General features: G+C 65.0%; 12 protein-coding genes. 1 reads left to right on the top strand and 11 read right to left on the bottom strand.

The annotated features are described in order from the left end of the window. Nucleotides 1-114: 114 nt before the first annotated feature. The 11 genes from ACO06P_RS02700 to ACO06P_RS02650 form a co-directional block, all read right to left on the bottom strand. Nucleotides 115-1,005, bottom strand: a complete 891-nt coding sequence (locus ACO06P_RS02700; RefSeq protein ID WP_420348475.1) for an ABC transporter ATP-binding protein — start codon at nucleotides 1,003-1,005, stop codon at nucleotides 115-117. Continuing rightward, nucleotides 1,005-1,748, bottom strand: coding sequence for an ABC transporter ATP-binding protein (locus tag ACO06P_RS02695; protein ID WP_420348474.1), 744 nt, complete (start codon nucleotides 1,746-1,748; stop codon nucleotides 1,005-1,007). Before ACO06P_RS02695 ends, ACO06P_RS02700 begins: the two co-directional genes overlap by 1 nt. Beyond that, nucleotides 1,745-2,809, bottom strand: a complete 1,065-nt coding sequence (locus ACO06P_RS02690) for a branched-chain amino acid ABC transporter permease (protein WP_420348473.1) — start codon at nucleotides 2,807-2,809, stop codon at nucleotides 1,745-1,747. The genes ACO06P_RS02695 and ACO06P_RS02690 overlap by 4 nt, the downstream gene beginning before the upstream one ends. Continuing rightward, complete coding sequence (locus ACO06P_RS02685; protein WP_420348472.1) at nucleotides 2,806-3,708, bottom strand: branched-chain amino acid ABC transporter permease; 903 nt, start codon at nucleotides 3,706-3,708, stop codon at nucleotides 2,806-2,808. Before ACO06P_RS02685 ends, ACO06P_RS02690 begins: the two co-directional genes overlap by 4 nt. Nucleotides 3,709-3,836: 128 nt before the next feature. Then, the gene (locus tag ACO06P_RS02680; RefSeq protein WP_420348471.1) at nucleotides 3,837-5,114 is read right to left on the bottom strand and encodes an amino acid ABC transporter substrate-binding protein; all 1,278 of its coding nucleotides are present in this window, start codon (nucleotides 5,112-5,114) and stop codon (nucleotides 3,837-3,839) included. Nucleotides 5,115-5,294: 180 nt separating this feature from the next. Further along, nucleotides 5,295-5,708: a Na+/H+ antiporter subunit G gene (locus ACO06P_RS02675; protein ID WP_420348470.1), complete on the bottom strand. Its 414-nt coding sequence runs from the start codon at nucleotides 5,706-5,708 to the stop codon at nucleotides 5,295-5,297. 12 nt (nucleotides 5,709-5,720) lie between these two features. Further along, nucleotides 5,721-5,990, bottom strand: a complete 270-nt coding sequence (locus tag ACO06P_RS02670; RefSeq protein WP_420348469.1) for a K+/H+ antiporter subunit F — start codon at nucleotides 5,988-5,990, stop codon at nucleotides 5,721-5,723. Then, nucleotides 5,987-6,478 (bottom strand): Na+/H+ antiporter subunit E, encoded by a 492-nt coding sequence (locus ACO06P_RS02665; protein WP_420348468.1) that lies wholly within the window; start codon nucleotides 6,476-6,478, stop codon nucleotides 5,987-5,989. Before ACO06P_RS02665 ends, ACO06P_RS02670 begins: the two co-directional genes overlap by 4 nt. Nucleotides 6,479-6,494: 16 nt before the next feature. Continuing rightward, nucleotides 6,495-8,027: a monovalent cation/H+ antiporter subunit D gene (locus ACO06P_RS02660; protein WP_420348467.1), complete on the bottom strand. Its 1,533-nt coding sequence runs from the start codon at nucleotides 8,025-8,027 to the stop codon at nucleotides 6,495-6,497. Continuing rightward, nucleotides 8,024-8,407, bottom strand: a complete 384-nt coding sequence (locus tag ACO06P_RS02655) for a Na+/H+ antiporter subunit C (protein ID WP_420348466.1) — start codon at nucleotides 8,405-8,407, stop codon at nucleotides 8,024-8,026. Before ACO06P_RS02655 ends, ACO06P_RS02660 begins: the two co-directional genes overlap by 4 nt. Continuing rightward, nucleotides 8,408-11,305: a monovalent cation/H+ antiporter subunit A gene (locus ACO06P_RS02650; RefSeq protein ID WP_420348465.1), complete on the bottom strand. Its 2,898-nt coding sequence runs from the start codon at nucleotides 11,303-11,305 to the stop codon at nucleotides 8,408-8,410. It lies immediately after the preceding gene. Between the two features lie 603 nt (nucleotides 11,306-11,908). Here ACO06P_RS02650 and ACO06P_RS02645 point away from each other — a divergent pair. Then, complete coding sequence (locus ACO06P_RS02645) at nucleotides 11,909-12,850, top strand: nucleoside hydrolase (RefSeq protein ID WP_420348464.1); 942 nt, start codon at nucleotides 11,909-11,911, stop codon at nucleotides 12,848-12,850. Nucleotides 12,851-12,890: the final 40 nt, after the last annotated feature.

The raw sequence follows: 12,890 nt of genomic DNA, 5'->3' as shown, positions 1-12,890 counted from the left end.
GTGACTAGTTTGTCTAGCGGTTCCAGCCTGCTCCCCTTCCCGACCACCCACGAAAGTATCCTAATGGGTGGTCGGGAAGGGGAGCGGGCCGGTGCCGACAAACCCTCAAACCTCCTATCCGCCGAGGAACAGGCGTCCGACCTGCGGGTCCTCCAACAGGCGGTCGCCGGCATCGGCCATGGCAAGCTCGCCGGACACCAGCACATAGCCGATATCGGCGAACTCCAGGCCCTTCTTGGCGTTCTGCTCCACCATGATGATGGTCTTGCCTTCGCCCTTCTGCAGGTCGTTGAGGATTTCGAAGACCATGTCGATGAAACGGGGCTCCAGGCCGATGGAGGGCTCGTCCACCAGCAGCACCTCCGGCTCCATGACCAGAGCGCGGGAAATCTCCAGCAGCCGGCGCTCGCCGCCCGACAACACCTTGGCCTGGTGGCTGCGCCGCTCCGCCAGGCGGGGGTACTTGTCGAAGATCTGCTCCGCCTTCTCTCTGGCCTGGGCGGGGCTGTCCATCAGGTAGCCTCCCATCCAGAGGTTTTCCTCCACCGTCATGGCCGGAAAGACCGACTTGTCCTGCAGGATGTAGGCGACGCCTGCCGTGCGCAGCTTATCCTTGGGGGAGAGCTTGGTGACATCGCGGCCGCCCACCGTGATGGCGCCGGCGAAGATGTTGGTGAAGCCGAAGATGGAATGCAGCACCGTGGACTTGCCCGCCCCGTTCGGCCCGATCAGGCAGAGCGACTGGCCGCGGCCGACCTGCAGATTGAAGTCATGCAGGATTTCCATCTTGCCGTAGCCGGCCCGCAGACCGTCGATGCTGACATAGGGCTCGCCCGCGGCGAGGGCGGCGATGCGCCCCTCGGGAATGCCGGACTCGGTCAGCGCCGCCGCCTGGCGGTTCACGTCCTCGACGGAGATGACCGTCTCGACGCCGCCGTGGCCGTAGCCGCGGATCCGCTTGGCGTCTTCTTGATTGCTCTCAGATTGATTGTTTTCAGGCGCCATCAGTGGGCCCCCAGGTAGGCATCGATCACCCGCTGGTCGTTCTGGATTTCGCCCGGCGGGCCTTCCGCCAGGAGTTCGCCGTGGGCAAGGCAGTAGATGTTTTCCGCCAGGTTCATGATGACGCGCATGTTGTGTTCGATGACGAAGAGGGTGATCCCGAACTCCTCGTTGGCCCGTTTCAGCCGGTCGATCAGGCCGTTGATCAGGGTCGGGTTGATGCCGGCGGTCGGCTCGTCGAGCAGCAGCACCTTGGGCTCGTTCATCAGCGCCATGGCGAATTCCAGCAGCTTCTGCTGGCCGAAGGAGAGATCGCCGGAGATCAGGCGCCGCTTGGCGTAGAGACCGACGAACTCCAGCAGTTGCTCGGCCTTGTCCACCAGTTCCGGCTGGAAGGGCGTGAACATGGTCCGCCAGCCGGCCTCCCGGTGCGGCACCGAAATCAGCATGTTCTGGACGCAGTCCATCTTGGAATAGATGCGGGTCTGCTGGAAGGTGCGCAGCAGGCCCAGCCGGGCGATCTGCGGCACGCGCAGCCTGGAAATCTCGCGCCCCTCGAAGCGGATCGAGCCTTCGTCGATGGGGTGATAGCCGACGATGGAGTTGAACAGCGTGGTCTTGCCGGAGCCGTTGGGCCCGATCAGACCGGTGATCTTGCCGGGCGGGACGCGCAGCGACACGGCGCGGTTGGCCTGCACACCGCCGAAGGCCTTCGAAACGCCGGCGACCTCGATCATGTCGGTCATTCCGCGGCACTCCGTTGTTCGCGGTTCGCGGCGCTGTCGTCCTCGTCGACGCGGATGCCGAAAGCCTCCGGCCATTTCTCCTGCGCCCAGCCCAGCAGGCCCTGCTGGAAGTAGACCACGTTGACGATGATCAGCAGGCCGAGGGCAACCCACTGCCAGCCCAGCAGGTGGGTCCAGGTCACCTCCTTGATCACGTGGAACAGGGTGGCGCCCAGCACCGGGCCCCAGAGCGTGCCCTTGCCGCCCAGCAGCGCCATGAGCACCATGAAGATGCCGAAGGTGACGGTCGGGAAGGCGACCTCGAGCGGTTCGATGAAGCCGCTCATGTTGCCGTAGATGGCGCCTGAGATGCCCAGGAAGAAGGCGGCGATGGACCAGGCGACGATCTTGTAGCGCAGGGTGTGGACCCCCATGGCCTCGGCCTTGGCCTCGTCGTCGCGGATGGCGTTGATCGCCAGCTTGAAACGGGTGGCGTAGAGGATCCTGAGAAACAGGAAGGTGGCGACCGCACTGCCGAAACAGAGAAAGTAGAACAGGTTGGCGCGGGCGTCGGGCTCGCCGGGATAGGTGGGCATGGAAATGCCGCTGCCGCCGCCCAGCCAGTCCCAGGCCCCCACCAGTTCGCCGGCGGCAATCGCCACGCCCAAGGTGCCGATGGCGAAGTAGGGCCCGCGCAGGCCGAAGACGATCCAGCCGAAGATCACCGCGAAGATCGCGGAGATCACCGCCGAGGCGAGGATGCCGAGCAGCAGGCCGAGGTAGTACTGGCCCGGCGTGAAGTCAACGCGCACCGCACCGTAGGCCGAGGTGTATTCCCCGACGTTGTAGTAGAGGCCGATCTGGACGACGGCGCAGGCGTACATCCCGGCACCGAAGAAGAAGATGTTGCCGAGCGAGTTGTAGCCCATCTGCCCGCCCATGATGTCCCAGGTCAGGGCGAAGAGAATCATCACCCAGAGCACGGCGATCTGGAAGGTGTAGTTGGGAAACACGAAGGGCGCGGCGATCCCGCCGAGCAGGATCAGCCCGTAGAGAAGAAACTGTCTCTGTTGCGCCGTCATTGCACCACCTGCCTGATCCGGCTCTGCTGGATCTGCCGCCAGACAAGAACGGCGACCAACAGGCCGACCACCGTGGCCTGTTGGAATTCGGCACCCATGACGAAGCCGCTGTACTGTTCGGCGACCCCGAGCCCGAGGCCGGCGATAATGACGCCCGGCAGGTTGCCGAAACCCGCCGCTGTCACGATGACGAAGGATCGGATCGAGTGGGTGATGCCGTAGAAGGGCTGGATCACCCAGATCATGGCGATCAGCACGCCGGCGGCTCCGCAGATCGCGGCGTTCAGCGAAAAGGTGAAAGCGTAGACCCGGTCGGTGTCGATCCCCATGATCTTTGCGGCGCGCGGGTCCTGCGCCGTCGCGCGGATCGCCTGGCCCATGCGGCTGCGCTTCATGAAGATCACAACCGCAATGGCCAGCGCCGCGGCCATCGCGAAGGACACCAGCTTGATGTCGGCGACGGTCAGCTGGTTGTCGAGCGCCGAGCGGATCGCGAAGCCGGACTCGGCAATCTTCACCTCAGGACCGTAGATCAGGTTCAGGGTCTGTTGGACGACGATAGCGATGCCGAAAGTCGCCAGCAGCGAGGTGAAGAGGTCGCGGTCGATGACCCGGCGGATGACCAGAACGTAAACCGCCCAGCCGAAGGCGAACATCACGACGACAGCCACCGGCAGCCCGAAGATGGGATGAATGCCAAGCTCCGCCAGGCTGTAGGCGATGTAGCCGCCCATGATGACGAAGTCGCCCTGGGCCAGGTTCTTGACGTTCATCACACCCCAGACCAGGGCCAGTCCATAGGCCGCAAGGGCGAAGATGGCGCCGATGAAGAGCCCGTCCAGCAACAGTTGGATGTTGAAGACAGGGGCCAGCCCCAGAAGGGACAGGTTATCGAGCATTGCAGATCAACTCAGAATGAAGGCTTGCAGCGGGATAGGGCGCAGCCGGGACCGCCGCCGGCCCACTCGGCCGGCGGCGGCGGATCCGGGTGAGGGGACGCCCACCGGGCGGTCCCCGCCAAAGCACCTCAGAATCCCGCGTCGCGCGGATAGTTCACCGGATGGGAAGCCCACTTCGACGGGGCTACCACGTTGTACTGTCCTTCCTGGATCTGGCGCAGCACCATCGGCTTGGCGATGTTGTTGCCGGCCTCCGAGAACTTGATGGGACCGTAGAAGGTGTTCATCTCAGTGGCGGCGATGGCGTCGCGGACCTTGTCGATCTCGAAGCTGTCCGCCCGTTCGAAGGCGTCCTTCCAGACCATCACGGCCGCTGCGGCCTGTGCGGACTGGTAAGGCACCGTGGTGTAACCATCGAAGGTCTGCTTGAACTCTTCGTGGAACTCGGCGGCCGTTCCGAAGAGCTGGTCCTCGTAGGTCAGGGTCTCGGCCCACTGGGTCGAACAGAGGATGTCGTTTGCACCGGCCCCGAACTTGTCGGTGACCTTGGCGGCCTCGCAGTGCGTCATGGCGATCATCGGGATGTCGATCTTCATCTCGTTGATCTGGCGCACCGCCGTGGCGGCGCCCTTGGAATGGCCGGAGACGATGAGCAGGTCCGGCTTCAGGGCCTTGGCCTTCGTCAGGGTCGCGGACATGTCCGAGAGGTCGCGCGGCAGCTTGTCGTCGATGACGATCTTCATGTCGTACTTCTTGGCGTCGTCCATGACACCGGCACGCACGTCAAGCGAGAAGGGATCGTTCTCGAAGGCCATGGCGATCTTGATGTCGGAGGGCTTGCGGCCTTCCTTTTCCGCCATCTCGGCGGCCAGATCGATCGCGCTGGCCAGGTACTGCTCGGAGGTCGAGAGTACGGCGAAGAGGTACTTGTAGCCCTGGGTGAAGAGCGAGCGCGAGGCGCCCTCGGCCTCCACCATCGGGATCTTGTACTTCTCGGTCACCGGCGCGATCGCCTTGGTGAGGCCGGAGGAGTACGGGCCCAACATGAACTGCACGCCGTCCTGCTTGATCAGGCGCTCGGCGAGCTGCGCGCCGCGGGCCGGGGTGGACTCATCGTCGTAGTAGACGACCTTCAACTTGTAGGACTTGCCGCCGACGGTGACGCCGCCGTTGTCGTTGATCTTCTTGACGGCAATCTCATAGCCGTTCTGCGCGTGGACGCCGTTGGTGGCGTACTTGCCGGTCAGCGAGATCGCCGAGCCGAGCACGATGGTGTCGCCCTCAACCTTGGCGTTTGCCGCGCCGGCGGCGAGCAGGCTGATGGCCGTGCCTGCTGCGAGCACGGCCGAGAAGGCGCGCCTCGTCGTGATTTTCTTCGTCTTTTCAGACGGGTAGCCCAGATGCATTTGCTGTTCCTCCCATGGTCCAAGCGTATGGCTTGCATCGTTCAATTCCGCGGCTCTGCGGCAGCGGTTGCCATGGGATAATAAAGAGGCCACGGTCAGGCGCAAGTCCCCCCTGGCCGTAGGGATATTGACCTTGTCAGCCGGGGGCCTGGCGCCGACCGGTCAGCGCCGAGGCGGGCGTTACTTGCCGTGCCGCCGGGGGATGGTCAGCGAACTCGGCTCGTCGTCGTCCGCATTTGGCGGCTTGTCGAAGCTGGCCCAGCCGCACTCGCTCCCGGTCCGCGGCAGGTTCAGATCGGTTTCGCCGCGGCGATGAAGGAACGACTTGGCGATGAAGTTCGCCGTGATGGGCGCGGTGAGGAAGAGAAAGATCGTGATCAGCAGTTCGTGGACGGTGAGGGTGCTCTGGTCCCACAGCATGAAGATGATGGAGGCGATCAGCACCGAGCCGACGCCCAGTGTCGTGGCCTTGGTGGGGCCGTGCAGCCGGCTCATGAGGTCCGGCAGCTTGGCCAGGCCGTATGAGCCGACGAGCCCGAAGATACCGCCGAAGACGATTACGGCCGAAAGCAGGAGTTCAACCAGCCAGTCCATGACAGCCCGCCGCTACTCGATGATGTCGCCGCGCAGGATGAACCTGCAGAAGGCGACTGTCGTGATGAAGCCGACCATGGCAAAGAGCAGGGCCGCCTCGAAGTAGACGGCGGTGCCCTGCGCCACGCCGTAGAGCACCAGGAGCGCTATGCCGTTGATGACCATGGTGTCCAGGGCCAGCACGCGGTCTGCAACGCCGGGGCCCTTGGCGAGGCGGTAGAGATTGAGCAGAAGCCCCAGCGCAAAGCAGGCGAAGCCGAAGAAGAGCGCATAGGTGATCATTCGAAAATCTCCTTCAGTCGCGCTTCGTAGCGCGCCTTGATCTGGGCCACCGTTCCTTCCGGATCGCCGGTGTCCAGGCAGTGAACCAGCAGCACGCGGCCGTCGGCTGAAAGGTCGGCGGAGACGGTTCCCGGCGTCATGGTGATGGTCCCCGCAAGCACGGTGATGGCCTCCGGCGAATAGATCTCGAGGGGAACGGCGACGAAGTGCTGGCGCAGCTTGTCGTTGGGCTTGAAGACGACGATGTAGGCAACCTGGATGTTGGCGAGCACGATGTCCCAGAGCACGATCAGGCCATACTCCGCGATCATCAGCGGATTGCGGACCCGCGGACGGCTCGGCCAGAAAGCCTGCGTGAGGAGCGGCACGGTGACGCCGAGGATCACGCCCAGAACCAGGCCGCCGATCGAAAAGGCGTTCAGCAGCATCATCCAGACGATGGTCAGGGTGACCGTCAGCAGTGGGTGCGGGAGCAACTTGGCTAGCATCGGCTGGTCTCCTCGCTCATCGCGCTGCCGTCATGTCGGGGCCGAGCACCGCCCGGATGTACCCGGCAGGCTCGTACAGGCTGGCCGCCGTCGCTTCGAGATAGCCCGTAACCGGGCCGGCGAACATGGCCAGGGCCACCATCGCCGCCAGCATGGTCCCCGCTGCGGCAATGGGCAGGGCGGCGGGCGTGGCGGCCTTCCTGTCCTCGTCCGGTCCGGGCACGGAGGCGCTCTTCCAGAACACGACGCTGCCGGCCCGCGCGAAGCCGACGATGGCGATCAGGGAGGTGATCAGGATGACCGTCCAGATGGTCGCCATCGAGTCAGACGCGCGCGCACTGTCCAGCACCAGCAGCTTGCCCAGGAAGCCGGTCATCGGCGGCATCCCGGCCATGGCGATCGCGCCCAGGAAGAACAGACACGCCAGCAGACCCGTCTGGGCGAAGCGGGGCGCCGTGACCAGACGGTCCCCGGCGCCGCCGCGGCGCGTGCTGATCAGATCGGCCAGCAGAAACATCGCTGCTGTCGCGAAGGTCGAATGGATCATGTAGAACAGCGCCGCCACGGTCGCAGTCGGTGTGAAGAGGGCAATCGCCGTCAACAGCGTTCCCATGGAGCCCACCACCGCGAAGCAGACCAGCCGTGTGAGGGCCTTGGCGCCCAGCACACCGACGGTGCCGATGACAAGCGTCACCAGGGCCGCCGGCAGCAGCCAGTCGGCGGCGATCCAGGCCGTCGATCCCGCCTGGTCGCCGAACACCAGCGTAAAGACCCGCAGGATCGAATAGGCGCCGACCTTGGTCATGATGGCGAAAAGCGCGGCGACCGGGGCCGGCGCGTTGGCATAGGTTCCCGGCAGCCAGAAATGGATCGGCACCAGGGCCGCTTTGACGGCGAAAACCATCAGCAGCAGCAGGCCGCCGGCCCGCAGCAACGCCTCATCCCCCGGGCCCACCTGCTGCACCTTGACCGCGAGGTCGGCCATGTTCAGCGTGCCGGTGACGCCGTAGATGATGCCGACGGCGACCAGGAAGAGCGTGGAGCCGGCGAGGTTCACCACCACGTACTGGACGCCCGCGCGAGTCCGCGCCGCGCCGCCGCCGTGCAGCATCAGGCCGTAGGAGGCGATCAGCAGCACCTCGAAGAAGACGAAGAGGTTGAAGATGTCGCCGGTCAGGAAGGCGCCGGTGATGCCCATCAGCTGGAACTGGAAGAGGGCATGGAAATGGCGGCCCCGCGCATCCCAGCCGGAGCTGATGGCATAGCCTGCCACCACCACGGCCAGGATGCCGGTGAGCAGCACCATCAGGGCCGATAGGCGGTCAAGCACCAGCACGATGCCGAAGGGCGCCGGCCAGTTGCCGAGTTCGTAGACCTGCGGCGGCCCGCCGGCAGCCTGGTCCAGCAGCATCAGCGCGATGCCCAGCAACGCGACCGCACCGGCCATGGAGAAGACCCGCTGCAGCAAGAGGTCGTGGCGCATCGCCAGAACGATGAAGGGGGCCAGCAATGCCGGCAGTATGACCGGCAGGATGATCAGGTGGTTCATGTGGAGGCCCCTCCGCCGCCGGCCGGACGCCCGTCACCGGTGTCTTCGGGCTCCGCATCCACGTTGGTGTCGACGGCATCGGAGCCGGCCTCGAGATAGGCCCGCAACGCGAGCACGACGACGACGGCGGTCATGCCGAAGGAGATCACGATGGCCGTCAGCACCAGGGCCTGCGGCAGCGGGTCGGTGTAGCTGGTCACGCCGTCAGTGATCACCGGCGGCTGGTCGATGACCAGTCGCCCGGTGGCGAAGAGAAAGAGATTGACGGCGTAGGACAGCAGGGCGAGTCCGACAATGACCGGAAAGGTGCGTCCGCGCAGCACCAGATAGACCCCTGCCGCGGTCACGGAGCCAACGCCGCTGGCGACCAGGAATTCCATCTACACGCTCTCCTTCGCGGCCACGCCGGCCTTGCTGTCATCACCGCCGCTTCCGGTCTCTCCGGCCTCGTCGTCCGGCACGGGGCGGAAATCCATCGGTTCGGCGCTGACCGGCTCTTCAGTGCGCCGCGCTAACCGCGAGAGATTGGCCAGTGCCAGCATCACCGAGCCGACGACGGTCAGGAACACGCCGACGTCGAAACTCATGGCCGTGGCCAGTTCGAATTCTTCCAGGATCGGCAGCTTCACATAGGTGAAATCACTGGTGAGGAAGGGGCGGCTGGCCAGCCAGGCGCCGACACCGGTAAGCCCGGCAATAAGGACGCCCCAGGCGATTACGGCGTGGTAGTCGATCCTCATGCGCCGTTCGGCCCAGCCGAAGCCACTGGCCATGTACTGCATGAGAAAGGCGATGGCGACGACCAGGCCAGCGATGAAACCGCCGCCGGGCTCGTTATGGCCGCGCAGGAAAATGTAGATGCCGACCAGCAGCGAAAGCGGCAGCATCACCCGGGTCGCCACGACCATCATCAGCGGGTGGCGGTCCTGGGCGCGCTCCTGGTCCGGAATCCAGGAGTTCAGGCGCTTGGCGGCAGGGCCGTGGAGGGCGCCGTCGATCAGCGCGTAAATGGCCAGCGCCGCGATGCCGAGAACGATGATCTCCCCGAAGGTGTCGAAGCCGCGGAAGTCGACGAGGATGACGTTCACCACGTTGGTGCCGCCGCCGCCCGGCTTCGATTCCGCGAGGTGGAAGTCCGAGATCGAGGTGAAGTCGCGGGTCATCACCATGAAGATCAGCGATCCGATGCCAAGTCCGCTGAGGCCGGCCAGCAGGCCGTCGCGGGCCCGCCGCCCCACCGAGCTTTCGCGCGGCGTTTCCTTGGGCAGGAAGTTGAGCGCCAGCAACAGCAGGATCACGGTGACCACTTCGACGGAGATCTGTGTCAGTGCGAGATCGGGGGCCGAGAGATAGACGAAGGCGATGGAGACGATCAGGCCGATCACGCCGACGAGGACCAGGGTCAGCAGGCGGTTGCGGTGGAAGAAGACGATGGAGATGCAGGCGCCGATCAGCAGCAGCCAGCCGAGCACCGGGACAAAGGGCGCCTCGGTCATCTCGCGGGTTCCGGCAAGATGCTCCCCGCCCGCAAAGGCCGCTGTGCCCACCACCAGCGCGGACGCGATGAAAAAGGCCATGTAGCGGCGCAGGGAGCCGTTGTGCAGGCCGTCGATGACCAGATTGCTGAAAGCGGCCAGCCCGTTCACCGTGGCGTCGAACATGGTCTTTGCTTCCGGCCGCGGCAGCGCCAGGCGCAGCCGGTTGAACGCGGCGTGACGGAACAGCAGGAAGATGCCGGCGACGACGGCTATGGCGCTCATACCCAGGGCCAGGTTGAAGCCGTGCCAGAGCGCCAGATAGTAATCCGGCAAAGGGGCACCGGTGACAGCGCCGGAGACCACGGTCACCAAAGGTTGGGCCACGATCCCGGGCAGCAGCCCGATCACGATGACCATCACCACCAGCAGCGCCGGCGGCAGGTACATCCCAGCCGGCGGATCATGGGGGTGATGCGGATAGTCGTCGCGCTTCGGCCCGAAGAACACGTGGAAGACGTAGCGGAAGGAGTAGGCGACGGAGAAGACAGCGCCAAGGGTCGCAAGCGCCGGCAGAATCCAGGGGTTCCCGGCCCAAGGCGTCTGGGCCGCCTCGTGCAGCATCATCTCCTTGGAGATGAAGCCGTTGAAAGGCGGTATCCCGGCCATGGAAAAGGCGGCGAGGGTGGCGATGGTCGCAGTGATGGGCATCAGCGCGGCCAGCCCGCCCAGACGCCTGGCGTCACGTGTGCCGGCCTCGTGGTCGACGATGCCGGCGGTCATGAAGAGCGCACACTTGAAGGTGGCGTGGTTGAGGATATGGAAGACGCCGGCGATGGCTGCCATGGGGGTGCCGAAGCCGAAGAGCATGGTCACCAGGCCCAGATGGCTGACCGTCGAGTGGGCCAGCAGGCCTTTGAGATCGTCCTTGAAGAGCGCAATCCAGGCACCGACCACCATGGTGACCAGCCCCGTGGTGGCGACGATGTAGAACCAGGCGTCGGTGCCCGCCAGAACCGGCCACATGCGCGCCATCAGGAAGATGCCTGCCTTCACCATGGTGGCGGAATGCAGATAGGCGCTGACCGGTGTCGGCGCCGCCATGGCGTGCGGCAGCCAGAAGTGGAAGGGGAACTGCGCTGACTTCGTGAAGCAGCCGCCGAGGATCAGCAGCAGGGCGGGAATGTACAAGGGGGAGGCCTTGATCTCCTCCCCGTGCTGCAGAATGACGGTGAGATCGTAAGATCCGACGATGCTGCCGAGGATCAGCATGCCGGCGATCATCGAAAGGCCGCCCATCCCGGTCACCGCCAGCGCCATGCGCGCGCCCTGCCGGCCTTCCGGCAGGTGTTTCCAGTAGCCGATGAGCAGGAAGGACGACAGGCTCGTCAGTTCCCAGAAGATCAGCAGCAGCAGCACATTGTCGGAGAGGACGATGCCCACCATCGCGCCCTGGAAGAGCAGCAGATAGGCATAGAACTGCCCCATCGGATCTTCCTTTGCGAGGTAGTACCGCGCATAGGTGATGATCAGCAGGCCGATGAAGAGGATCAGGGCGGCGAAAAAGAGCCCGAGGCCGTCGAGAAAGAAGGTCACGTTCAGGCCGAGCGCCGGCAGCCACTCCCAGCGCGCCTGGATCACCTCGCCGGCGAAGACGGCGGGCGCCTGCACGAGCAACAGCACAAGGGCCGTCAGTGTGACGGCACCGGTCGTCAGCGCGCAGGCGTCGCGGCCGGCGCGGATCAGAAGGCCGGGCAGCAGAGCGCCCAGGAACGGCAGGAGGACGATCCAAGCCAGTGTCATGCCGCCCCTGCCTTTACGAGATCGGCCCTTCTGGGGGCGGTCCTTCCGGCGGCGGTGTTTCTGAGGAGTGTTCGTGGCACCTGAGGAGACGAGCCCTGCGTCAAAGCGTTTCTGCGGTTTTTTGTTTCAGCCCTGGGCCCCGGGAAACCGTCCCCCCGCAAGCCCGGACCGTTGTGAATTCGCGCCTAGCACGGTTCTGCCCTGATCGAGGCGACCCGGTCAAGGCAAACAGCAAGCCAGACAGACAGGTGATCCGCCGCCCTCCGTCCCGCCTGGCTTTTCGGCCCGGCAGGGTAGGTGAGCGGGGTGACCGCGACAGAGATGATGGATTTTGCCCCGGAGCGCCGCCTGTTCGACCCTGTTTTGTCGCAGATGTCCCTTTGCGCCTCGGTTTTCAAGTGAAAGCGGTACGTTAGCCTGCGGATTTCCGTGCGATTCCGATTTGGTACGCCCCTGCAACCCCTGGGGCGCCAGCGAAGTCCGTGCCGCAGGGCTTGCAGGGGCCGCGCCAATCGGGCATCGCTAGAAGCCGCGCGGCGCGCCGTCACCAAGCAGCCTCACGCTTCCGGGCGGAAGGCCTGCAGCCCTCCAGGAACCCATAGCATGCCCCCAAGACCCATCATCATCGACACGGACCCCGGACAGGACGATGCCATTGCCATCCTGCTCGCCCTTGCTTCCGAAGAGTTCGAGGTCGTTGGAATCACGGCCGTGGCCGGCAACGTGCCGCTGCGCCTCACCGAGGCCAATGCGCGCCGTGTCTGCGAACTGGCGGGACGCAGCGACATGAAGGTCTTTGCCGGCTGCGCCCGGCCGCTGGTCAGACCGCTCGTCACGGCCGAAGAAGTGCACGGCAAGACCGGCCTCGACGGGTCGGGCCTGCCGGATCCGACGATGCCGCTGCAGGACGGTCACGCCGTCGACTGGCTGGTCGAGACGCTGCGCGCGGCCCCGCCGCAGGGACTCACGCTTTGCACCCTGGGGCCGCTGACCAACGTCGCCGCGGCGATGATCAAGGCGCCGGACATCGTGGACCACATCGCCGAACTTGTGATGATGGGGGGCGGGTACTTCGAAGGCGGCAACGTGACCCCGACCGCCGAGTTCAACATCTACGTCGACCCGCATGCGGCCCACGTTATCTTCAGCTCTGGTGTGAAGCTCGTTATGCATCCGCTTGATGTAACACATAAAGCCCTCATGAGTCGGGAGTGGATCGACTCCCTGCGCGCGCTGGGAACCAAAACCGGGACCGCGGCGGCCGGCATGCTCGACTTCTATGAGCGCTTCGACATGGAGAAGTACGGCGAAGACGGCGGGCCGCTGCACGACCCCTGCGTTCTGGCGTATCTGTTGCAGCCGGAACTGTTCAAAGGACGTGACTGCAACGTCCAGGTCGAAACCGGCTCGGAACTGACCATGGGGATGACGGTGGTCGACTGGTGGCGGGTCACCGACCGGCGGCCCAACTGCCATGTCATCAACCAAATCGACGCCGCCGGCTTTTACGACCTGATCCGAGAACGCCTCGCCAGACTGCCCTAGCGTCGCACGCTGCGGGCAGGGCATCTGTAGAACCGGATGG

This window comes from Pelagibius sp. (assembly GCF_965227505.1).
In the GTDB taxonomy this organism is placed as follows: domain Bacteria; phylum Pseudomonadota; class Alphaproteobacteria; order Kiloniellales; family Kiloniellaceae; genus Pelagibius.
Note: the sequence above shows the minus strand (reverse complement) of the source record. Positions and strands in the feature narration are given on the sequence as shown.

Coding starts and splice junctions, on each gene's coding strand:
- ACO06P_RS02700 (WP_420348475.1), bottom strand. CDS start 1,005: ATGGCGCCTGAAAACAATCAATCTGAGAGCAATCAAGAAGACGCCAAG.
- ACO06P_RS02695 (WP_420348474.1), bottom strand. CDS start 1,748: ATGACCGACATGATCGAGGTCGCCGGCGTTTCGAAGGCCTTCGGCGGT.
- ACO06P_RS02690 (WP_420348473.1), bottom strand. CDS start 2,809: ATGACGGCGCAACAGAGACAGTTTCTTCTCTACGGGCTGATCCTGCTC.
- ACO06P_RS02685 (WP_420348472.1), bottom strand. CDS start 3,708: ATGCTCGATAACCTGTCCCTTCTGGGGCTGGCCCCTGTCTTCAACATC.
- ACO06P_RS02680 (WP_420348471.1), bottom strand. CDS start 5,114: ATGCATCTGGGCTACCCGTCTGAAAAGACGAAGAAAATCACGACGAGG.
- ACO06P_RS02675 (WP_420348470.1), bottom strand. CDS start 5,708: ATGGACTGGCTGGTTGAACTCCTGCTTTCGGCCGTAATCGTCTTCGGC.
- ACO06P_RS02670 (WP_420348469.1), bottom strand. CDS start 5,990: ATGATCACCTATGCGCTCTTCTTCGGCTTCGCCTGCTTTGCGCTGGGG.
- ACO06P_RS02665 (WP_420348468.1), bottom strand. CDS start 6,478: ATGCTAGCCAAGTTGCTCCCGCACCCACTGCTGACGGTCACCCTGACC.
- ACO06P_RS02660 (WP_420348467.1), bottom strand. CDS start 8,027: ATGAACCACCTGATCATCCTGCCGGTCATACTGCCGGCATTGCTGGCC.
- ACO06P_RS02655 (WP_420348466.1), bottom strand. CDS start 8,407: ATGGAATTCCTGGTCGCCAGCGGCGTTGGCTCCGTGACCGCGGCAGGG.
- ACO06P_RS02650 (WP_420348465.1), bottom strand. CDS start 11,305: ATGACACTGGCTTGGATCGTCCTCCTGCCGTTCCTGGGCGCTCTGCTG.
- ACO06P_RS02645 (WP_420348464.1), top strand. CDS start 11,909: ATGCCCCCAAGACCCATCATCATCGACACGGACCCCGGACAGGACGAT.